The 19,934-nt window shown below is 64.5% G+C and carries 19 protein-coding genes; 14 read left to right on the forward strand and 5 right to left on the reverse strand.

The window, feature by feature from the left end; translation table 11 throughout:
• Positions 1-74: 74 nt before the first annotated feature.
• Positions 75-1,265 carry an MFS transporter gene (locus tag KUW00_RS13520; protein WP_108132633.1) on the reverse strand — a complete coding sequence of 397 codons (1,191 nt, stop codon included), beginning with the start codon at positions 1,263-1,265 and terminating at the stop codon, positions 75-77.
• 195 nt (positions 1,266-1,460) lie between these two features.
• Positions 1,461-2,645, reverse strand: coding sequence for an acetyl-CoA C-acyltransferase (locus KUW00_RS13525; protein ID WP_045993234.1), 1,185 nt, complete (start codon positions 2,643-2,645; stop codon positions 1,461-1,463).
• A gap of 231 nt (positions 2,646-2,876) precedes the next feature.
• On the opposite strand from KUW00_RS13525, the gene KUW00_RS13530 reads away from it, so the two are divergent.
• From KUW00_RS13530 to KUW00_RS13570, 9 genes are all read left to right on the forward strand, one after another.
• Positions 2,877-3,443 (forward strand): TetR/AcrR family transcriptional regulator, encoded by a 567-nt coding sequence (locus KUW00_RS13530; protein ID WP_045993235.1) that lies wholly within the window; start codon positions 2,877-2,879, stop codon positions 3,441-3,443.
• Positions 3,444-3,816: 373 nt separating this feature from the next.
• A complete protein-coding gene (locus tag KUW00_RS13535; protein WP_222569309.1) occupies positions 3,817-5,469 on the forward strand; it encodes an AMP-binding protein in 1,653 nt (550 codons plus the stop codon).
• A gap of 106 nt (positions 5,470-5,575) precedes the next feature.
• Complete coding sequence (locus KUW00_RS13540; RefSeq protein ID WP_222569310.1) at positions 5,576-6,337, forward strand: SDR family NAD(P)-dependent oxidoreductase; 762 nt, start codon at positions 5,576-5,578, stop codon at positions 6,335-6,337.
• A gap of 121 nt (positions 6,338-6,458) precedes the next feature.
• Positions 6,459-8,270, forward strand: coding sequence for an acyl-CoA dehydrogenase C-terminal domain-containing protein (locus KUW00_RS13545; RefSeq protein WP_222569311.1), 1,812 nt, complete (start codon positions 6,459-6,461; stop codon positions 8,268-8,270).
• A 260-nt stretch (positions 8,271-8,530) separates the two neighbouring features.
• Entirely contained in the window at positions 8,531-10,600 is a 2,070-nt protein-coding gene (siaA, locus tag KUW00_RS13550; RefSeq protein ID WP_222569312.1) for a biofilm regulation protein phosphatase SiaA, read from the forward strand.
• Positions 10,588-11,118: a biofilm regulation protein kinase SiaB gene (siaB, locus tag KUW00_RS13555; protein WP_108132639.1), complete on the forward strand. Its 531-nt coding sequence runs from the start codon at positions 10,588-10,590 to the stop codon at positions 11,116-11,118. The genes siaA and siaB overlap by 13 nt, the downstream gene beginning before the upstream one ends.
• A 15-nt stretch (positions 11,119-11,133) precedes the next feature.
• Entirely contained in the window at positions 11,134-11,526 is a 393-nt protein-coding gene (gene siaC / locus KUW00_RS13560) for a biofilm regulation phosphoprotein SiaC (RefSeq protein ID WP_249742852.1), read from the forward strand.
• Complete coding sequence (locus tag KUW00_RS13565; protein ID WP_222569313.1) at positions 11,523-12,308, forward strand: diguanylate cyclase; 786 nt, start codon at positions 11,523-11,525, stop codon at positions 12,306-12,308. The genes siaC and KUW00_RS13565 overlap by 4 nt, the downstream gene beginning before the upstream one ends.
• Before the next feature lie 85 nt (positions 12,309-12,393).
• The gene (locus KUW00_RS13570; RefSeq protein ID WP_222569314.1) at positions 12,394-12,933 is read left to right on the forward strand and encodes a GNAT family N-acetyltransferase; all 540 of its coding nucleotides are present in this window, start codon (positions 12,394-12,396) and stop codon (positions 12,931-12,933) included.
• Between the two features lie 11 nt (positions 12,934-12,944).
• On the opposite strand, the gene KUW00_RS13575 is transcribed toward KUW00_RS13570, so the two are convergent.
• Positions 12,945-13,850 (reverse strand): cation diffusion facilitator family transporter, encoded by a 906-nt coding sequence (locus KUW00_RS13575; protein WP_045993243.1) that lies wholly within the window; start codon positions 13,848-13,850, stop codon positions 12,945-12,947.
• Between the two features lie 110 nt (positions 13,851-13,960).
• Between KUW00_RS13575 and KUW00_RS13580 the strand changes: the two genes are divergently transcribed.
• A complete protein-coding gene (locus KUW00_RS13580) occupies positions 13,961-14,311 on the forward strand; it encodes a hypothetical protein (RefSeq protein WP_222569315.1) in 351 nt (116 codons plus the stop codon).
• A gap of 50 nt (positions 14,312-14,361) precedes the next feature.
• Here KUW00_RS13580 and KUW00_RS13585 read toward each other — a convergent pair whose 3' ends face one another.
• The gene (locus KUW00_RS13585) at positions 14,362-14,679 is read right to left on the reverse strand and encodes a helix-turn-helix domain-containing protein (RefSeq protein ID WP_213228702.1); all 318 of its coding nucleotides are present in this window, start codon (positions 14,677-14,679) and stop codon (positions 14,362-14,364) included.
• A gap of 223 nt (positions 14,680-14,902) precedes the next feature.
• Here KUW00_RS13585 and KUW00_RS13590 point away from each other — a divergent pair, with 223 nt between their 5' ends.
• The 4 genes from KUW00_RS13590 to KUW00_RS13605 all read left to right on the forward strand — a co-directional run bounded on the left by KUW00_RS13590 (position 14,903) and on the right by KUW00_RS13605 (position 18,218).
• A complete protein-coding gene (locus KUW00_RS13590; protein ID WP_108447658.1) occupies positions 14,903-15,448 on the forward strand; it encodes an iron transporter in 546 nt (181 codons plus the stop codon).
• Positions 15,449-15,460: 12 nt separating this feature from the next.
• Positions 15,461-15,859: a cupredoxin domain-containing protein gene (locus tag KUW00_RS13595; RefSeq protein WP_231498632.1), complete on the forward strand. Its 399-nt coding sequence runs from the start codon at positions 15,461-15,463 to the stop codon at positions 15,857-15,859.
• Positions 15,856-16,695, forward strand: a complete 840-nt coding sequence (locus KUW00_RS13600) for an FTR1 family protein (RefSeq protein ID WP_222569316.1) — start codon at positions 15,856-15,858, stop codon at positions 16,693-16,695. Before KUW00_RS13595 ends, KUW00_RS13600 begins: the two co-directional genes overlap by 4 nt.
• 107 nt (positions 16,696-16,802) lie before the next feature.
• Positions 16,803-18,218 carry a 4Fe-4S binding protein gene (locus tag KUW00_RS13605; protein ID WP_315901146.1) on the forward strand — a complete coding sequence of 472 codons (1,416 nt, stop codon included), beginning with the start codon at positions 16,803-16,805 and terminating at the stop codon, positions 18,216-18,218.
• 302 nt (positions 18,219-18,520) lie between these two features.
• On the opposite strand, the gene bioA is transcribed toward KUW00_RS13605, so the two are convergent.
• Positions 18,521-19,795, reverse strand: coding sequence for an adenosylmethionine--8-amino-7-oxononanoate transaminase (gene bioA, locus KUW00_RS13610; protein ID WP_222569317.1), 1,275 nt, complete (start codon positions 19,793-19,795; stop codon positions 18,521-18,523).
• Positions 19,796-19,934 lie beyond the last annotated feature (139 nt).

Genomic DNA, 19,934 nt, shown 5'->3' on the forward strand with positions numbered 1-19,934 from the left:
GCTCTGGTGTCAGGGTTGGTGTCTGCATCTGATGTCAGGGTCTGGTGCAGGGGCCTGGTGTCAGGGGGCTGGCATCAGGAACTGGCGGGCTGGCGGCGGACGTAGGCGGCGACACCACGCATCGACCACAGTCCCAGCACCGGTCCGGGCAACAGTAGCCACAACACGCTCAGTTCGTGTTCCTGCCACAGGCTGGCACCGAGCCAGATGCCGGGCAGGGTAAGGGTGAAGCCGATGGCGTTCATCACTGCCAGGGTCGCGCCGATGTGTGCCCTGGGGGCGGTGGCCGAGGCCAGTGACGAGAACTGGGCCGAGTCGGCGATGACGCTGAAGCCCCAGAGGTACAGCAGGCCCAGCAGCAGCAGGGGGCTGGCCTGACCAAGCCAGGGGTAGATCAGGCACAGGGCGCCGGAGGTGGCGAGCGCCAGGTTGGCGGCGCTGGCGCTGCCGTGGCGTCGACTGAGGGCGCCGGCCAGGATGCAGCCCAGCGCCCCCACGGCGATGACCGAAAAGCTTAGCCAGGGCGCCCAGTCGGCTGGCGCCTGAAGGCGCGTGACCTCACGGCCGACCAGGAAGGGCACCAGCAGCCAGAAGGCGTAGAGTTCCCAGCAGTGGCCGAAGTAGCCGCCGGCGACGCTGAGAAAGTGGCGATCACGAAAGGCGGCAAGGCCATCCTTCAGCCTGGCGCGAGACGCGTTTGCTGGCAGGTGCGGGCCGTCGCCCAATAGCGCCACGGCGATACCGCCGGCCACCGCCAGGGCCGAGGACAGGATCAGGGTCCAGGCCCAGGGGAGATCCAGGGTGGCGCCGCGCAGCAGATGGGGCATGGCCGTGCCGAGTGTCAGCATGCCCACCAGCCAGGCCAGGGCGGCCCCGGTGTGACGCGGGGTCCAGCCGATCACCAGCTTCATGCCCAACGGGTAAATGCCGGCCAGGCAGAGCCCGGTGGCGAAGCGCAGCAGCAGGGCGAGGGCGTGGTGCTCGGCAACCGTGATAAAGGCGAGATTGACCAGAGCGCCTGCCAGGCTTGCGCTTAGAAAGATGCGACTGGCACGGTAGCGATCGGCGAGTCCGCTGGCGGCGATCGTCAGGGTGCCGACGATAAAGCCGAGTTGCACTGCCAGCGTCAGGTGACCGATTTCGGCCTCGCGAATGCCGAGGTCGCTTCCCAGCGAGGCGGCAACGCCGTTGATGCTGAACCACAGCGATGTACCGCACCACTGAGCCAGCACGATCAGCGGCAGGGCCAGACGAGAGCGCTCCATGCGTGAGTCCTGTTGTGGATCCAGACCTGAGGTCAAAAAAAATGGCCGGGAGCGCCTGTGAGCGCCCCCGGCCATGCTGACCGCTTATCGGCGTGGAAGGCAAGCATCGCGCCTGCCTTTCAGACTACGACGTTGGCTAACCAGGTCTCGACGTCAGTCGATCAGCTCTCGGCCTCAGTCGATCAATGGCCGGCCTCAGTCGATCAGTTCCACCGCCACGGCGGTGGCTTCACCGCCGCCGATGCACAGACTGGCGATCCCTCGTTTTCCGCCCTTGGTGCGCAGGGCGTGGATCAGGGTGGCGATGATCCGTGAGCCAGTGGAGCCGACCGGGTGACCCTGGGCGCAGGCGCCGCCGAAGACGTTGACCTTGTCGTGGGGCAGTCCCAGATCGTCCATGGCCATCAGGGTGACCACGGCGAAGGCCTCGTTGATCTCGAACAGATCCACATCATCCACCGACCAGTCGAGCTTCTTCATCAGTGACTCGATGGCGCCCACCGGGGCAATGGTGAACTCGCTGGGGTGGCGCGAGTGGGTGCTGTGGCCGAGCATGCGGGCCAGCGGGGTGGCGCCGAGGCGATCCGCCGCTGCCTGGGTGGACAGGATCAGGGCAGAGGCGCCATCGGAGATGGAGCTGGCATTGGCCGCCGTGATGGTCCCGTCCTTGGCAAAGGCCGGCCTCAGGGTGCGAATCTTGTCCAGACGAGCCTGGAAGGGTTGCTCGTCATGCTCGACCAGGGTGTCGCCCTGACGGCTGGAGACCGTGACGGGGGCCATCTCTGCGGCCAGGTGGCCGGCCTCGGTGGCCTGCATCGCCCGCTCCAGCGAAGCGATGGCGAAGTCGTCCATGCGCTCGCGTTCGTAGCCGCGCTCACTGGCGACCTCCTGGGCGAAGCCACCCATCAGCTTGCCGGTCTCGGCGTCCTCCAGGCCATCGAGGAACATATGGTCCTTGAGTTCGCCATGGCCCAGGCGGTAGCCGCCACGGGCCTTGGTCAACACATGGGGGGCGTTGGACATGGACTCCATGCCGCCGGCCAGCATGACCTCGGCGGTGCCGGCCCTGATCAGGTCGTGGGCCAGCATGGTGGCCTTCATGCCCGAGCCACAGAGCTTGTTGATGGTGGTGGCGCCGCGGTGGTCGGGAATGCCGGCCTGGCGCATGGCCTGACGGGCCGGCCCTTGCTTGACCCCGGCCGGCAGCACGCAGCCGAAGATCCCTTCTTCGATGGCGTCTGCCGGAATCCTGGCGCGCTCGATGGCGGCACGAATGGCGCAGGCGGCCAGTTCGGGGGCGGTCTGACTGGACAGGGAGCCCAGCATGCCGCCCATGGGGGTGCGGGCAGCGGCAAGAAAGACGATATCGGACTGACTCATGGCGTGACTCCTGAAACTCTTGCATGTCGATTCTGCGATCGAGCGGCAAGGTGTTGTGTTTGTGTGGGCCGTGGACACGGCGCTGTGATGTCAGTGTGGTTCAGTCCCCGGGGTTTCGCTCGCGACGCGAATCACGTACGACAAGGTCGGCAAACGACGTTGACCCCGAGGGTGGGCTATGCTTTTCTCAACGAAACCAAGCAAGCGCTAGTGTAACTGTCGATGAATGTAATGAATGACTCGCCCCGTCGCAAGGAGCTGACCCGGCTCGCCGCTCAGCTGTTTGTCCAGGAAGGCTTCGATCGCACCACCGTGCGCATGCTGGCACAGGAAATGGGGATCAAGTCAGGAAGCCTCTTTCACCACTTTCGTGACAAGCAGGAGATTCTTGCTGCGGTCATCGAAGAGGGCACCCAGAACGCCTTGACGCTGGCTCGAGCCGCGCTCAAGGATAGTGCGCCTGACCCCTTGTCCAGGCTGCATGCCATGGCGCGGGCCCATCTGGATACGCTGTTGACCGACCGCAACGCCCACGTGGTAGCGCTGTATGAGTGGCGGCGCCTCGACGATGGCGCTCGGGACCACCTGACCCACCTGCGTGACGCCTACGAGGCGCTGTGGAACGAGGTGCTGGATGACGCCATCGCAGCGGATCTGGTCACCGGCGATCGCGCCCTGGTTTCGCGCTTTGTGCTGGGCGCCCTGAACTGGACGGTGCGCTGGTACGACCCGGACGGGCCGCGTGACCCCGAACAGCTGGCCCACGAACTGGTCGTGATGATCACCCGCCGTCCTTGATCTGCCGAGGACAAGGTACCGACGGCCCGCTGTGATGGACAGCTGGGGCGCGCCGTGTGCCTGGTATTCGGTTCTGCTCGTCTTTTCTCTTTTCTCTTTTTCTGCTGTTCTCCTCTTCCCATTCCCGCGTTGTCGTTGCCTCGATGAGGGTCACCCTTTCGCCGAGGGCGCGGGCACGTCCATCGTGCTCGGTCGGTGCGGCACTTCGAAGTTTTCCTAGACGATGGTCTAGCGCACTCTTGCTTGTGTCATGACGTTGAAGCCTCTAGCTTCAACCCTAGCGCTTGCTAGGTTGACGCTTACGTCAACGGAATATTGCTGCCGGGGTCACCCTGGAGAGCTTCATCAACAATCACAACGCAAGAGGCCCGTCATGAGCCACGTCACGCCCGTCGATGCCGAGAGCTATCGCGAGACCTTCGACATCCAGCAGGTGATCGATCGTCTGGACGACCACCAGGATGGATATCTCAACGCCTATCATGCCTGCTGTGGTCGACATCTAGGGCAGGGCAGAGGCGACGTCCTGGCGCTGGTGCATGAGGACACCGCCGGTCAGGTGAGCCGGTTGACCTATCGTGAGCTCGACCAGCAAAGCGCGCGTCTGGCGGGCTGGATGGCGGCTCGGGGGCTGGGTGTCGGTGACCGTATCGCCTGCATGCTGCCGCGTTCGCCGCAACTGCTGGTCGCCGTGGTGGCGACCTGGCGTCTGGGGGCGGTGTACCAGCCGCTGTTTACCGCGTTCGGGCCGGATGCGGTGGACTACCGCCTGGGACGCGCTGACACCCGCCTGGTCATCACCGACGCGGCCAATCGTCACAAGTTCGACGGCCTGGAAAGCTGTCCCCCGGTGCTGGCGCTGGGTGGGGCCAGCGAGGCGCACCCGCAGGACCTGTCCTGGGATGAGGCCTTGGCCAGCGAAGCGCTTCAGGACTCGCCGCCGCGGCTGTCGCCGGACGCCCCCTTTCTGCAGATGTTTACCTCCGGCACCGTCGGCAAGCCCAAGGGGGTGGCGGTACCGCTGTCGGCCATGCCGGCCTTTGCGCTGTACATGGAGCTGGCCGTGGACCTGCGGCCAGAAGACCGCTTCTGGAACATGGCCGATCCAGGCTGGGCCTATGGCCTCTACTACGCCATCGCCGGGCCGCTGCTGCTGGGCGTCACCACTCACTTTTGCGAGGCGGGGTTCAGCGCCGAGGGAGCGCTTGCCTTCATGCAGCGCCATGACATCACCAATTTTGCCGCGGCGCCCACCGCCTATCGACTGATGAAGGCCTCGGGTCTGTTCGACAATGCCCATGAGACGCTGTCGCTGCGCGCGGCAAGTTCAGCGGGCGAGCCGCTCAATACAGAAGTGGTGAGCTGGGTGGAGTCGGCGCTGGGCTGTCCGGTGATGGATCACTACGGCCAGACCGAGACCGGCATGACCTGCAACAACCACCATCGGCTCGAGCACCCGAAGCACATCGGCGGCATGGGCGTACCCATGCCCGGCTACCGCCTGGTGATCCTCGATGCCGAGTACCAGGAGTTGCCCCCCGGTGAGCCCGGCGTGCTGGCGGTGGATATCGAGCGCTCGCCGGCGCACTTCTTCCCCGGCTATACCTGGCAGGAGAAGCATCCCTTCGCCGAGGGTTACTACCTGACCGGAGACGTGGTGGTGCGCAACGAAGACGGCAGCTTCCAGTTCGCCGGGCGCGACGACGACATCATCACCACCGCCGGCTATCGGGTCGGCCCCACCGACGTCGAAAACTCGGTACTGACCCACCCCGCGGTGGCGGAATCTGCGGCAGTGGGGCAGCCGGACGAGATCCGCGGCGAGATCATCAAGTCCTATGTGGTGTTGCGTGACGGCTTCGAGGCCAGCGATGGCCTGGCCGACGAAATTCGTCAGCAGGTGCGAGAGCGCCTGTCGACCCACGCCTTCCCTCGGGTGATCGAGTTTGTCGATGAGTTGCCGAAGACCCCGAGCGGCAAGATTCAGCGCTTCAAGCTGCGAGCCGATGCCGCCGAAAAGGCCTGAACGAGCCGTCGGTATGGTGTCGGGCCAGGCATCCAGATAGACGTTTTTACCTTACGCCCCGAGCGAGTGCTCGGGGCTTGTTGCATGATTGATCAGGAGAATTCGCATGCGTATCGAGAACGCGACCTTTGTCATCACCGGTGCCGGCTCCGGCCTTGGCTCCGCCTGTGCCGAACGCCTGGTGGCCGCCGGTGGTCGAGTCGTGCTGTGCGACTTGAGCGAGGGCGTGCAGGACCAGGCCAGTCGTCTGGGCGACGCTGCCATCGCCGTGCAGGGCGATGTCACCTCGGCGGATGACATCCAGGCGGTGATCGACGCGGCCCAGGCCCACGGTGACGGCCTTGCCGGAGTGATCCACTGCGCCGGTGTGGTCAGTGTGGCCAAGCTGGTGGATCGCCACGGCAACCCGGCCGACCTCGACGCCTATGCACGCACCGTGCAGATCAACCTGGTCGGGACCTTCAACGTCATGCGCCTGGCGGCGGCGGCCATGAGCCAGAACCCGCCGGGAGACGACGGTGAGCGTGGTGTCATCATCAATACCGCCTCGGTCGCCGCCTTCGATGGCCAGGTGGGGCAGTGCGCCTACAGCGCCTCCAAGGCGGGGGTGGTAGGCATGAGCCTGCCGGCCGCCAGGGAACTGTCGCGTCACGGCATCCGGGTGATGGCGATCGCGCCAGGCGTGTTCGAGACGCCGATGATGGCGGACATCCCCGAGGATGCCGTCGCCGCGCTGTCCCAGGCGGTGCCTTTCCCCAAGCGGCTGGGCAAGCCCGACGAATTTTCCCGCCTGGCGGAGCAGATCATCACCAACAGCATGCTCAATGGCGAAGTCATTCGCCTGGATGGCGGTATTCGCATGCAGTGAATCCTGCCCTGAAACGAACGCTTGACTTAGAGGGCGGTCGTCGCTACTTTCAAACACATGTTTGAAAGTGCGTCCTGGCGAGGTCCATCGCAGGCGCAGCCACCGAATCCAGGAGTGCCCCATGCCCGACTATCAGGCCCCGCTGCGCGACATGCGCTTCGTGATGGACGAACTGTTCGACTACCCGAGCCATTATGCTCGTCTTCCTGCTGGGGATGATGTCTCGCCCGACGTGGTGGCGGCGATCCTCGAGGAGGGCGCGCGCTTCGCCCGCGAGGTGCTGCTGCCTCTCAACCAGAGCGGTGATCGCGAGGGCTGTCGTCTCGAAGGTGGCGAGGTCAAGGCGCCGAGCGGTTTTCGCGAGGCCTATCGCCAGTATGTGGAGGGTGGCTGGCCGAGCCTTGCCGCAGAGCCCGAGCACGGCGGCCAGGGCCTGCCGCCGTCACTGTCGATGCTGCTGTCGGAGATGATCTGTGGCTCGAACCTGGCCTGGGGCATGTATCCGGGTCTGTCCCACGGGGCGGCAGACGCGCTGCGTCACCACGGCACCGAAGAGCAGCAGCGTGTCTACCTGACCAAGCTGGTGGAGGGGAGCTGGACCGGCACCATGTGCCTGACGGAGCCCCACTGCGGTACCGACCTCGGGCTGATCAAGACCCGCGCGCTGCCCCAGGATGACGGCAGCTATAGCATCAGCGGGACCAAGATCTTCATCTCCGCCGGTGAGCATGATCTGGCCGACAACATCCTTCACCTGGTGCTCGCCAAGCTGCCGGATGCACCCGAGGGATCCAAGGGCATCTCGCTGTTTCTGGTGCCGAAATTTATGCCTGACGGCCAGGGCGAAGCGGGGGAGCGCAACGGCGTGGTGTGCGGCTCTCTCGAACACAAGATGGGCATCCACGGTAACGCTACCTGCGTGATGAACTTCGACGGCGCCACCGGCTACCTGATCGGTGCGCCGAACAAGGGTCTGGCGTGCATGTTCACCATGATGAACGCCGCGCGTATCGGGGTCGGTATCCAGGGCCTGGGGCTCGCCGAGGCGAGCTTCCAGAACGCCCTGGCTTACGCCCGGGATCGACTGCAGATGCGCGCGTTGTCGGGCCCCAAGGCACCCGAAAAAGCCGCGGACCCGATCATCGTTCATCCGGACGTGCGGCGCATGCTGCTGACCCAGAAGGCCATCGCCGAAGGCGGCCGGATGCTGGTGCTGTATACCGCCCAGTTGGTGGACGTGGTCGAGCAGTGTTCGGCCGGCGAGGAGCGCGAGCGGGCCGAGACCCTGCTGGGCCTGTTGACCCCGGTCGTCAAGGCGTTCCTGACCGAGCTTGGCTTCGAGGCCACCAATGAAGGGGTACAGGTGTTCGGCGGCCACGGCTTTATCCAGGAATGGGGCATGGAGCAGATGGTGCGTGATGCACGCATCACACGGCTGTACGAAGGCACCACAGGGATCCAGGCGCTGGACCTGCTGGGACGCAAGGTGCTGATGAACCAGGGCGAGAGCCTGAAGGTCTTCACAAAGGAGATCCACAAGTTCTGCCAGGCCAACGCCGACGACGAGGCCATGGCGCCCTTTGTTGGCCCGCTGGCCAAGCTCAACAGTCAATGGGGCGAGCTGACCATGGGCATCGGCATGAAGGCCATGAGCGATCGTGAAGAAGTGGGGGCAGCCTCGGTGGACTACCTGATGTACTCGGGCTACGTGACCCTGGCCTATCTGTTCGCCCGGTCGGTCAAGTGCGCCCGGGAAGCGCTGGCGGACTCGCCCAGCGACGCCAGCTTCTACCAGGCCAAGATCCACACCGCGTGCTTCTACTTCGAACGGCTGTTGCCGCGCACCCGTACCCACGCCGCCCAGATGCAGGCAGGGGCCGAGGGCCTGATGGCGATGGACGCGGAAAGTTTCGGCCTTGGTTTCGAGGTGTAGACGGGACTGCCTGTCGACACGATGTTTTGCTGAGCTCTCTCGATCGGGTGACTGATCGTTGGTGGGCGGCGAGCCTGGCTCGCCGCCCTTTTTTTATCGAGGCGAAGCGAGCCCGGGGGATGCGTCTGTCGGAGCAGAAGACTGAGACACTTCATTAGCCGCCATACGGGTTTCATGGCATGATGCGCCGATACGCATATTCTTATAGTGAAGGTGATGCAAGACTCTCTCCATCTGTCGATTCTCGCCAAGGAGGCATCATGAGCCGCCACCTGGGATTGGGGGTCAAGTCGTTACTTATCCCGTTGTTGTCCTTTCTGGTCGCACTGGTGCCGGTGCTGTGGATCGGCAGCCACGCGCTTCAGGACGTCGAGCGCCACTTCGGACAACGCTTCGCCGAGCAGTACAGCCAACTGCATACCCAGCGCATGCTGACGCCTCTGTCCACCGAACTGGCCCTGGCCAGGCGCTTCGGCGATCTGACGGTCACCCGCGAGTGGCTCTCGGATATCGACAACGAGGAACGCAAGGCCCGTTTCTTCGCCGAGTCCGAGGGATTTCGCCAGCAGTTCGACGGTGACGACTACTTTGTGGTGCATCACGACAGCCGCCAGTTCTACTTCAACGACGGCAAGATGAGTCCAAGCCGTGCCCCCCGTAACCAGCTGTCACGCAGTGACAGTGAAGACAGCTGGTACTTCCGCATGATGGACAGCGGGGCGCCTACCCGGGTTCAGGTCGCCTATAGTCCGGCGCTGGACATCACCCGGGTGTGGATCAATGTTCGCGTCGACGGCGAGAACGGGCCCCTTGGCATGGTCGGTGGCGGCCTCAATTTCAACCGCCTTCTGGCCAGCAGCTTCGACGATCAGCCGTTGGGTGTGGCTTCCTTCCTGCTCGGTCGCGAGGGTCGGGTGCTGGCGATGGCAGAGGACGGAGAGCTCCAGGCGACCGACTTGAGCCAGGTCGATGAAGGCGGCGGCGTGCTCGATGCGGCGGTCGGGGATCCCGAGGCCCTCGCCGAGATGCTGGCATCGGCCCGGGAGAGCGGCGGAGAGGTAGAGACCCGCACCCTCGAGTGGTCCGGTGAGGAGCGAGTGGTGGCGGTCAGCTACATGCCGGAGCTCGACTGGTGGTTGGTGTCGGCGGTCGATCCCTACGCCGCCACCTTGCTGGAAAAGCGTTGGTTGTGGCCGCTGATGTTCGCCCTGGTGGCCAGCCTCGGGGTGGTGCTGCTGGTGGTGGTGATTGCCCTGCGGCGGCTGATCGTCAACCCGATGCGTCGCCTCAGTCAATCCGCCCAGGCGCTGGCCCAGGGCCGTTATGACACCAGGCTCGACAGTGACCGCGGTGACGAGATCGGCGATCTGTCACGGGATTTCCAGCGCATGGCCGATCAGGTTCAGGCCCATACCGAGGAGCTCGAGGAACGCATCCGTCAGCGCACCATGGATCTCACCCTGGCCAACCGGCAGATGAGCGAGGCCAAGCGTCAGATCGATGATTCCCTCGACTGCGCTCGGGTATTGCAGCAGGCGATCCTGCCCAGCCGCGACATGCAACGCTGCGCCGGGCTAAGGCACGGCGTGCTGTGGAGTCCCAAGGATACGGTCGGCGGCGACATCTTCGTGTTTCGGGACTTCGGTCATGACCGCGGCTATCTGCTGGGGGTCATCGACTGCGCGGGACACGGCGTGCCCGGCGCCCTGATGACCATGCTCGCCCGTGCGGCCTTCGACAACTCGGTCAACCAGGTGGGGCCCGAGAATCCGGCGGGTATCCTCGAGGAGATGGACCGGCGCATTCGCCGCACGCTCGAGGCCGACAGCGAGGCTCACGGCGTGACGCCGCACATGGATGCGGGGCTGGTGTGGGTCGGCGCCGACCAGCAGCAATTGACCTTCTCCGGCGCCAAGCTGGATCTCTATGCCACCGATGGCCAGCGCCTGGAGGTACTGGCCGGTGGCCGACGCGCCCTGGCGTTCAAGCGTCGTGGGGAGTTCACCAATCAAACGTTGGCACTGGTACCTGGCTGGTCCTGTACGCTGTGCAGTGACGGCTTCCTGGATCAGGCAGGCGGCGAGCACGGGTTCGGCTTCGGCAGGCGGCGTTTCGAGGCCATGCTGCTGGAGCACGCCGGGCTCGATCCCAGGGCACAGGTCGCGGCCTTCCTGGATGCGCTGGCGCGTTTCCAGGGTGAGGCGCACCAGCGTGACGATATCACCCTGCTGTGCTTCCAGCCGGCGGTCGAGGACGAGCAGGACGGCACCGCGTCCGCGACGTCCAATATTCACCACGGTCACGATGAGGAAGTTCCATGGACCTCTTGACGCTGCGCGACCAATTCGAGAAACAGCGCGTGCTGCTAAGCTTCAATGGCCCGATTTCCCATAGCCTGATCGAAGAGATCGGCAAGGCCATTCGCAACTATCTCAACAGCGAATCTGCGGCACCATCGGCGGCGATGGACGTGTTCTCGACCTACATCGAAATGACCCAGAACATCAGCCATTACGCCACCGCCATGGGCTATGACGAACAGCGCGCCACCGCCACCGTTGCGGTGGCGCGGGGCGAGCAGGGGCACTATCTGGTGTCGGCGGGCAACGTGGTCGAGCATGCCGATGGCCAGCGTCTGATGGCGACCGTCGAGGAACTCGGCGAGATGGATGCGGTCGAGCTCAAGCGATGCTACAAGCAGCAACTCAGAAAGCCGCGTGAAGACGGCTCCCGGGGAGCAGGGCTGGGATTGATCGACATGGCGCGCAAGTCCTGCCAGCCGCTTCAGTCGAACCTGACGCCGCTCTCCGATCAACAGAGCTTTTTCTGCATCACCGCCACTATCTGACGGAAAGTCGAGAAAATGATCAACGACATTGCGATTGACGGGACCCAGTCGACCCCTGACATTCGTTCTGACTGGGACGCCGGAACGCTGACCATGCGTGGCGATTCCTATCCCGAAAACACCTTCGAGCTCTACAGTGGCGTGCTGAACTGGGTAGATCACTACCTGCGAGACGGCGAGAGCCCCCTCGAGGTGTGCCTGGAACTGGTCTACCTCAACACCAGCTCGGTCAAGGCGATGATGGACATCTTCGACCTGATGGAGGAGGCTCACCTGGAAGGCAAGGCCTGCAGCGTGGATTGGCGCTACGATGTCAGAAACGAACGCATCGCCGAGCTGGCCGAGGAGTTCAAGGAAGACTGCAGTTTTCCGTTTGCGATCACCCCCGTCGAGGATACCAGTTCATGACCGAAAGGGATCGTCAGCTGCTGCGGGACATCGAGGCGCTGCTGGCCTCGTCCGAGCATCAGGACAATCCACTGAAGGCACCGCTCGAAGCGCTCTACCGGCGGCATACCGAGCAGCTTGAGCGGCTGGACCGCATGGCTTCCATTTCCGATGGCTTTCAGCGCAGCGTCAAGAGCGACCTGTCCACCGCCGAACGCCGGCTGGAGCGACAGCAGCGTCGCCAGCACAAGCTGTCACGCATCGCCGATGGTTATCAGGAGCTGCTGTTCGAGCGCAAGCAGACGCTGGAAAGCGAGGTCATGCTCGATCCATTGACCAAGATCCCCAATCGTCGTGGCCTGCACACCGAGCTGCGTCGACTGATGGCCGCCTCCAGCCGACAGCAACGCCCTTTTACCCTGGCGATGGTGGACATCGACCACTTCAAGCGCTTCAACGACGAGCATGGGCATGATGTCGGCGATCAGGCGCTGCTGGTAGTGGCCAAGGTCCTCGACGATACCCTGCGTGGTGGCGATATCGTCGGCCGCTGGGGGGGCGAAGAGTTTCTGATCGCCTTGCCCGGCGCTTCGCTGTGGGCGGCTGAACCCCTGTTCGAGCGGCTCCAGGCCAAGCTGCGTACCACCCAGGTGGTGAGCGACGACTCCCTGACGCTGACCGTCAGCATCGGCGCGGCGGAGCACCGTCATGACGAGACCTACGAGCAGACCATGAATCGCGCCGACCAGGCGCTGTATCAGGCCAAGCGCAATGGCCGAGATCGCTGGGAGGCCGCCGAGTGACGGGCGTTCTGACTCAGCATCAGATGGTGTGTCGGCGCTGGAGGTTGCGCGGGTCCGGACCTGGCAGGCAGGAGGTGCCGGCAGCATGCTGAGGGTATCCGAGCGGCTGTGGCTTGCGTCGATCGGCAAGGAACACTGTGACGCTCTGTGGCACGCCATCGACGCCAGCCGGGAGTCGTTGAGGCCCTGGCTGCCGTGGGTCGATGCCACCCGCGAGCCGGGAGATTGCGAGGTCTTCGTCACGGCTGCCATGGCTGAGCGGCGTCTGGGCAGCGCTCGACACTTTGTCTTGCTCAAGGACGACGAGCTGATCGGCGTCGTCGGCTTCAACCGCATCGTCGAGCGTCACCGCTGGGCGTCGCTGGGCTATTGGCTGCGCAGCGACTTCCAGGGTGGGGGCCGGATGACGCAGTCCGTGGCAACCCTGGTGGAATGGGGTTTCGACGAACTCGAGCTTCATCGACTCGAGATTCGTTGTGCCGAAGGCAATAGCCGTAGTCGCGCTATCCCCGAGCGACTCGGCTTTCAGCAGGAAGGCGTGCTGCGCGAGTGCGAATGGGTCGGCGGACGGGCGCTGTCCCATGTGGTCTATTCGCGTCTTGCCGGTGACCCCGCGCCGGGCTGACGGCCTCGCCTTCAGGCCCAGCGTTCCTCGGCGGTAAAAGCGACGGTAAACCAGCGGCGCTCGGGGGGAATGCTCAGTCGTGAGGATATCTCCTCGCGGATCTCGTCCATCTCTACCATGCCGCGCCCGGCGGCGAAGTTCGGCGCGGTGACGATATGAATCTCGATAAAGTGGCCCCGGCCACTCTTGGCCACATGACTGTAGTAGTGGCTGAGACCCTCTCTTTGCATGATCTCCTTCATCGCCGCGTGCACCTCACGATCGATGGCGCTGGGTGCCATCAGCAGGATGTCCTTGGCGGCTCGCCGAATGATGTTGATGGGCACCGGCATGAACACCAGGGTCAGCACCACCAGCAGCGCCGAATCGACGTAGGGTGTCCAGTGGTCGAGCGCGGTACCTTCCAGCATAAGGGCGATCACGAAGGCCACCAGCAGCGCGCCGGTGATCAGCGCCGCCATCAGCCAGTTCTTCTGATCGATTCGCAGAAACTCGGAGTTGGCCCTGCGATTGATCTTCTTGAGGTACACCGCCATGGTGCTGCAGATCACCAGCACCACGGCGGCGTAGAGGGTGGCCGCGCCGAAGGCGAGGGCGTGGCCGCCGCCCAGCAATTCCCGCAGCGCGTTGAGAAAGGCGTAGAAGCACAAGAGCAGCAGAATGCCACCGTTGAGCGCCGCCACCATCGGCTCGAAGTGCCAGAAGCCATGCTGGAAGCGTGAGGTCGCCTCGCGCACGACCAGCCGCGATACCGCCAGCGCAAGCCCCGACATGGCGGCGTCAATGGTGGAAAAGACGCCATCGAAGAGGATCGACTGGGAGCCGGCCAGCAGGCCGAAACTGACCCCGAGCAGGGCGACGCCCAGGGTGGTGATGATCGAGAGCGACAGGGCCCGTTGTTCGAGTCGTGAATCCATGATCCGATGCAGTGTCGAGGAAAGCTCGACTATAGGGGCTGGCGTCGTTTGGCACCAGCCGGGGCGTTCGCGTCGGCTATCACAGGGCGTGGATCAACAGGGAGAACACCATGAGCAACAATCTCTACGCCAGGGCAGAGTGTGGCTGCGGCGCCATTGCGCTGCTGGTCGCCGGTGAACCCGAGGCCGTCGATCCTCGCCTGAGGCTGGCCTGGTGGCCGGAGACAGCGCTGCAGTTGACGCAAGGGGCGGACTGGCTCGAGCTCACGGATGAACGGCGCGGAGAGCATCGCTTGCTGGTGGAGTGTTGCCGCCGCTGTGGTGACCGGCTCATGGTCTCACGGGACGGCTGGGTCGAGACGACGCTTGAATGGGTGGAGAGGCTGGGGCTGGAGGTATCGACGCTCAGTGCCAGTGATGCGCTTCGAGAGAGCTTCGGGCATGCACGCCCCGTTGACTGAGCCGTCGTGATCTCCACCCATGGGCGCTCGCTGCCGGCGCGGTGAAGGGATCAAGGGTGCGCGTTGGCGAGGGAGGGGTAGCCCAGCAACTGCCCCAGGCGCTCGGCGTGAAGCGACAGCCAGTCGGGATCGATCGGCCCCCAGTCCTCGATGCGATAGTGGCCGATATTGTGAGGCTTGCCTGGCTGATGCTCGAAGCGGCAGCGGATGTCCAGTTCCTCGAGGGCGGCGAGGGTGTCCTGAGCGGTACGTCTCGGCATGCCGGTGGCGGCGGTGATGGCCGGCACGCTATCGATGCCGGTGGCCACCAGATGGGCCAGGTAGAGGCGTCGATAGAAGCTGGTGCGGGTCTTGCTGAGGCTGGTCATGGGCTTTCGCTATCTCGTCAGGGGCCTTTGGTACCGATGGTTCAGCGTCACGTAAAAGCGCGGCCAGTGCAACAGAGGTTCGAGACTTTGATGCACGTCACAGGCGTGCCTGCCGGCACAGGCTAGAGTGTGGCGACACCGGGCGGTGCTTCATGAACTTCGTCATGGAAATGATTCTTGAAGCGCGAACGGTTCTCGCCATTTTCTATCCCGAGGTTCTCGCATGTCTGCATCGCCGATCTTTGACCGCTCCGCCCTGGCCGCCCTGGCCACCACCCTCTGTCTTGGTGTCTTTTCCAGCAGTGCCTCGGCGCTGGAGTATCCGATCGGCGAGCCCGAACTGGTCAACGGCATGGAAGTCGCCGCGGTCTACCTGCAGCCGGTGGTCATGGAGCCTGCCGGTGAGCTGGCCGCTGCCGAGGCCGATATTCATCTCGAGGCGGATATTCACGCCCTCGAGGACAACGACAACGGTTTTCCTCCTGGCGCCTGGATTCCTTTTCTGCACATTGACTATCGGTTGCAGAAGGAAGGCAGCGACAGTGTGATCGAAGGTAGCCTGATGCCGATGATCGCCAGCGACGGCACCCACTATGGTGTCAATGTGGCGCTCGAGGGCATGGGGCGCTATCACCTGAGCTTCCACATCGAAGCGCCGCACCTGATGCGTCACATCGACAAGGAAACCGGCGTGGCACCCTGGTATGCGCCCTTCGACGTCGAGTACGACTTTGTCTACGCCGGCGTGGGCAAGAAGGGCGGCTACTGAGAGGAGGCGGTCATGTTGCTGCTACGTCGTTCCCGTCTCTCGGGCGCGCTGATCACGGCGCCGTTGGTCGCGCTGTCGCTGATGACACTGTGCGCCACCTCTGGTCAGGCAGAGGCCGGAGCGCTGCCTACCTACCGGTTGACCCTTGTTGACGGCAGGCTTGATCCCGTCGAACTCGAGGTCGTCGCCGGGCAGCGGTTTAAGATCGAACTGCATAATGCCGGAAGTACGCCGGTGGAATTCGAGAGTCGCCGGCTTCGCCAGGAAAAGGTGATGGGTCCCGGCGTTCACTCCTTCGTCGTGGTCCACCCGCTGAAGCCGGGGCGTTACGACTACTTCGACGAGTTTCACCTGCCCGATGCCCAGGGCGTGATCATCGCTCGGGAAGCCTCCGAGGAGGCTCACCCATGAACGAAGCGGCCTTTATCGTGGTCCTGCGCGAGAGCCTGGAGGCCATCCTGGTGGTCGGCCTTGTCTACGCCTGGCTCGCCCGAGAGGGGCGTCGCGATGCCTTGAATTGGCTGTGGGGTGGTGTCGCGGCGGGTATCGCCCTGGCGGTCGTGCTGGGTGCTGTGCTGATGGGAGTAGGGCGCTGGTTGACCGGTGACGCCCAGACCCTGTTTCAGACCGCCATGTCGGCGCTGGCCGCCGCGTTGATCGTGCAGATGGTGGCGTGGATGCGCCGTCGCGGCGCCTCCTTCAAACGCTCCATGGAGTGTGACGCCATGCTGTGTCTGTCGCGCTCACGGCTGTGGGGCATTGCTACCCTGGTTGCCCTGGCGGTGGCTCGGGAAGGCGCCGAGACCCTGGTGTTTCTGTACGGTCTGGGGCTGGCCCAGTGGCGAGGCGGACAACTGACCTCCTTCGCCCTGGCCGCAGGTCTCGGCTTTGTCACGGCGGCTGCCTGCTTCGTGGTGCTGCAGTGGTCCTCGCGACGACTGGCCTGGCGCGGGTTCTTCCGGGCCAGCGAGATCCTGCTGCTGGTGGCGGCGGGCCTGTGGGTGGCGGCGCTCGAGCGGTTGATGAATCTGGGCTGGTTGCCGGTCGGGATCGATCCGCTGTGGGACACCAGTGTCTGGCTGGATGATGGCCAGGGAGTCGGCGGACTGCTGGCCAGTATCGCCGGTTACCGTGCCTGGCCTTCCTCGACGCTGGTGCTCGGCTACCTGTGCTATTGGGGCCTCGTCTACTGGTGGGTGGGCGGGCAGCGCCCGTCCCACAACGTCGTCGAGGGAGCGGTGTCGTGAACGAGGCGGCGGCAGTGCCGGCAACAGGGACGGCAACAGTGACGCCAGCAGTGATGCCAGAAGCCAGCGATCGCCGCTGCGGGTCTGGCAAGGACACTCGGCCAACCGTGGCTGAGAATCGGCATCCAGGCGCCCGCAAGACCCGACGCTGGGCGCTTCTGGGAGCCTGGCTGAAGCATCATCGGCGCTGGATTCTGACACTGCAGTGGGCCGTGGTGGCGTTCTACGCCGTGCTGCTGCTGGTGCCGCCCTTGTTGCCCCTGCCGAACCATGAGGCACGCATCCTCGATCACCTCACGGTGTTCGCCGAGTTCGTGTTCTGGGGTATCTGGTGGCCCTTTGTCATGGTCAGCATGGTGGTGGCGGGGCGGCTATGGTGCGGGATGATGTGTCCGGAGGGTGCCATCACGGAAGCCGCCAGCCGTGTCGGCATGGGCCGGGCGATACCGCGCTGGATGCGTTGGGGTGGCTGGCCGTTCGTGGGCTTTGCCATGACCACGATCTATGGGCAGCTGGTCAGCGTCTACCAGTATCCCAAGGCCGCGCTGCTGGTGCTGGGGGGCTCGACCCTGGCGGCGGCCGTGATCGGTCTGGTCTACGGCAAGGGCAAGCGCGTCTGGTGTCGCCATCTGTGTCCGGTCAGCGGCGTCTTTGCGCTGTTGGCCAAGCTGGCGCCGTTGCACTACCGCGCCGACCCCGAGGTGTGGACCGAACACGGACGGCGCCAGCGCCGGCGTGAGGTGTCAAGAAGCCGGGCTCCGGACTGCCCGGTGCTGATCCCGCTGAAGCAGCTGGACAGCGCCAGTGACTGCCATCTGTGCTCGCGTTGTTCAGGCTACAAGGATGCTATCCATCTCGAGCTCAGGGCGCCCGGCATCGAGGTGGTGTCGCCACCGCCTCAGCGACCCGCGACCCTGTGGGAGTTCGTGCTGGTGGTATTCGGCCTGCTGGGCATCGCGGTGGGGGCATTCCACTGGTCGGCGAGCCCCTGGTTCGTGGCCGCCAAGCAGCAGGCGGCCGTCTGGCTCTATCAGCACGGTTGGGGATGGCCGCTGGAAACCAGCGCACCCTGGTGGCTGCTGACCCACTATCCCGAACACAACGACGTCTTCACCCTGCTCGATGGAGCCCTGCTGCTGGGCTATATCGGTGTGACTACCCTGGTGCTGGGGGGGCTTGTCTCGCTGTCGCTGTCGCTGACCAACCGTCTGCTTGGCCGCTGGCGCTGGCAGCGCCTGTGGCACCTGTCCTACGCCCTGATACCCCTGGCCGCGGTTGGCGTCTTCCTGGGCCTGTCGATGACCACCCTGACCCTGCTGCGAGGCGATGGCCTGCTGATCCACTGGGCCAATGACGCCAGGGCGCTGTTGCTGGGGCTTGGCGTGCTGGCAAGCGCGGGGCTTGGCTGGGGCATCCTCGGACGCTACGCCGGTGGCCCGCGTCGACTAGCTGCCATGCTACCTATGCTCGCCGCCCAGGCGCCGGTGATCGGCGCCTGGTGGCTGCTGTTCTGGGGCTGGTAGAGCGTGGTAGCGCCTGGTAGAGAGCCAGCCACCGCACTAATTATGCGTTTGCGGAGAAAGGTGCCTGTCTCTGGTGAAGCGGGGCCGCAATGATCTGGCGCATTTCCTCATCCGAGGTGATATAGGCAGGCGGGCTGGTAGAGAGCCAGCCAGCGCCGACCCTGACTATGCAGAAAGAAACGGCGCTTTCATTGCGGTGATGATCTGGCGCATTTCCTCATCCGAGGTGATATAGGCCGGCGGGCTGGTAGAGAGCCAGTCAGCGCCGACCCTGCCCACTCATTATGCGTTTGCTGTGAACGTTATGCGTTTGCTGTGAAAGGAGCCTTCATGGCCGCAATGATCTGGCGCATCTCGTCATCCGAGGTGATATAGGCAGGCATGGTGTAAAGCCATCTGCCGAAGGATCTCAGCCACACGCCCTGTTCACGGGCGATGGCGGCGGCGCCTTTCAGCGCTTTACTGTCGTGCACCTCGATCACGCCGGTGGCGCCGAGCACACGGATGTCGGCCACCGCAGGGTGGGCGCGCAGGTCACTGTCGCCGGCGAGTTCCTGCACAAGGATGGCGTTGAGCCGAGCGATACGGCCCAGATAGTCGTCCTCCTCGAAGACCCTGAGGCTTTCCAGCGCCACGCGACAGGCCAGCGGATTGCCCATGAAGGTCGGGCCGTGCATAAAGGCGTGAAGCTCGCTGTCGCCGATAAAGGTGGCATGGACACGGTCGTTGGCCAGGGTCGCCGCGTGGCCAAGGTAGCCGCCGGTCAGCCCCTTGGACAGCACCATGATGTCCGGACTGACACCGGCATGGTCGGCGGCGAACATGCGCCCGGTGCGTCCAAAGCCGGTGGCCACTTCGTCGAACACTAACAGCACGTCGAACTCGTCGCACAAGGCGCGAGCACCCTTCAGATAGTCCGGTGAGGTCATGTTGAGACCTCCGGCGGCCTGCAGCAGGGGTTCCATCAGCAGCGCGGCGATCTCGTGGTGGTGGGCTTCCAGCACCCCACGCAAGGCGTCGAGGTCGGCGGCGACCTGCTCCGGCGTGGCCGCATAGGGGGCCGTCGGCGCCGGGGCGAAATGGTGCTGAGGAAGAAAGCCGGAAAACAGCGAATGCATGCCCTCTTCGGGGTCACACACTGCCATGCAGCCGGCGGTATCACCGTGGTAGGCCTTCATCAGCGACAGCATGCGGTGCTTGTTGGGGCGGCCGCGCAGATGGTGGTACTGCACCGCCATCTTCATCGCCACCTCCATGCCCACCGAGCCGCTGTCGGAGAAGAACACGTGGTTGAGGCCCTCTGGCGTGACGCGAACCAGTTCCCGCGCGAGCTGGTCGGCGGGATCGTGGGTCAGTCCTCCAAGCATCACGTGACACAGCGTGGCAGCCTGCTCCTGAATCGCCTTGACCAGCCGTGGATGTCCGTAGCCGTGGATCATGCACCACCAGGAGCAGGTCGCGTCGAGCAATGATTCGCCGCTGTCCAGGGTAAAGCGGGTGCCCTGGCCGCCGACTACCCGGGGGGCAGGGGCCTGGGTCTTGAGATGGGCGTAGGGATGCCACACCGGAGAGGTCATGTCGGCTCCTGAAGGACGCTTGGTGGTAAACTGAGTGACGAGTTAAAAGTTTACCACTGCTGCTGCTACCGTCGCCAACGCCAGCGCTCCCACCCGGAAAACCGGGGTAGAGCGGGGCAGGCGAGGGCACAAGGAGGAG

The sequence above is a fragment of the Halomonas sp. DP5N14-9 genome, from assembly GCF_019802175.1.
Classification (GTDB): domain Bacteria; phylum Pseudomonadota; class Gammaproteobacteria; order Pseudomonadales; family Halomonadaceae; genus Halomonas; species Halomonas litopenaei.

What these genes read in the sequence shown, in the direction of transcription:
- siaC (WP_249742852.1), top strand. Translation starts at nt 11,134, where the DNA reads ATGATCAACGACATTGCGATTGACGGGACCCAGTCGACCCCTGACATT.
- KUW00_RS13525 (WP_045993234.1), bottom strand. Translation starts at nt 2,645, where the DNA reads ATGAGTCAGTCCGATATCGTCTTTCTTGCCGCTGCCCGCACCCCCATG.
- siaB (WP_108132639.1), top strand. Translation starts at nt 10,588, where the DNA reads ATGGACCTCTTGACGCTGCGCGACCAATTCGAGAAACAGCGCGTGCTG.
- KUW00_RS13595 (WP_231498632.1), top strand. Translation starts at nt 15,461, where the DNA reads ATGTTGCTGCTACGTCGTTCCCGTCTCTCGGGCGCGCTGATCACGGCG.
- KUW00_RS13575 (WP_045993243.1), bottom strand. Translation starts at nt 13,850, where the DNA reads ATGGATTCACGACTCGAACAACGGGCCCTGTCGCTCTCGATCATCACC.
- KUW00_RS13535 (WP_222569309.1), top strand. Translation starts at nt 3,817, where the DNA reads ATGAGCCACGTCACGCCCGTCGATGCCGAGAGCTATCGCGAGACCTTC.
- KUW00_RS13585 (WP_213228702.1), bottom strand. Translation starts at nt 14,679, where the DNA reads ATGACCAGCCTCAGCAAGACCCGCACCAGCTTCTATCGACGCCTCTAC.
- KUW00_RS13590 (WP_108447658.1), top strand. Translation starts at nt 14,903, where the DNA reads ATGTCTGCATCGCCGATCTTTGACCGCTCCGCCCTGGCCGCCCTGGCC.
- bioA (WP_222569317.1), bottom strand. Translation starts at nt 19,795, where the DNA reads ATGACCTCTCCGGTGTGGCATCCCTACGCCCATCTCAAGACCCAGGCC.
- KUW00_RS13530 (WP_045993235.1), top strand. Translation starts at nt 2,877, where the DNA reads ATGAATGACTCGCCCCGTCGCAAGGAGCTGACCCGGCTCGCCGCTCAG.
- KUW00_RS13570 (WP_222569314.1), top strand. Translation starts at nt 12,394, where the DNA reads ATGCTGAGGGTATCCGAGCGGCTGTGGCTTGCGTCGATCGGCAAGGAA.
- siaA (WP_222569312.1), top strand. Translation starts at nt 8,531, where the DNA reads ATGAGCCGCCACCTGGGATTGGGGGTCAAGTCGTTACTTATCCCGTTG.
- KUW00_RS13580 (WP_222569315.1), top strand. Translation starts at nt 13,961, where the DNA reads ATGAGCAACAATCTCTACGCCAGGGCAGAGTGTGGCTGCGGCGCCATT.
- KUW00_RS13540 (WP_222569310.1), top strand. Translation starts at nt 5,576, where the DNA reads ATGCGTATCGAGAACGCGACCTTTGTCATCACCGGTGCCGGCTCCGGC.
- KUW00_RS13600 (WP_222569316.1), top strand. Translation starts at nt 15,856, where the DNA reads ATGAACGAAGCGGCCTTTATCGTGGTCCTGCGCGAGAGCCTGGAGGCC.
- KUW00_RS13545 (WP_222569311.1), top strand. Translation starts at nt 6,459, where the DNA reads ATGCCCGACTATCAGGCCCCGCTGCGCGACATGCGCTTCGTGATGGAC.
- KUW00_RS13565 (WP_222569313.1), top strand. Translation starts at nt 11,523, where the DNA reads ATGACCGAAAGGGATCGTCAGCTGCTGCGGGACATCGAGGCGCTGCTG.
- KUW00_RS13520 (WP_108132633.1), bottom strand. Translation starts at nt 1,265, where the DNA reads ATGGAGCGCTCTCGTCTGGCCCTGCCGCTGATCGTGCTGGCTCAGTGG.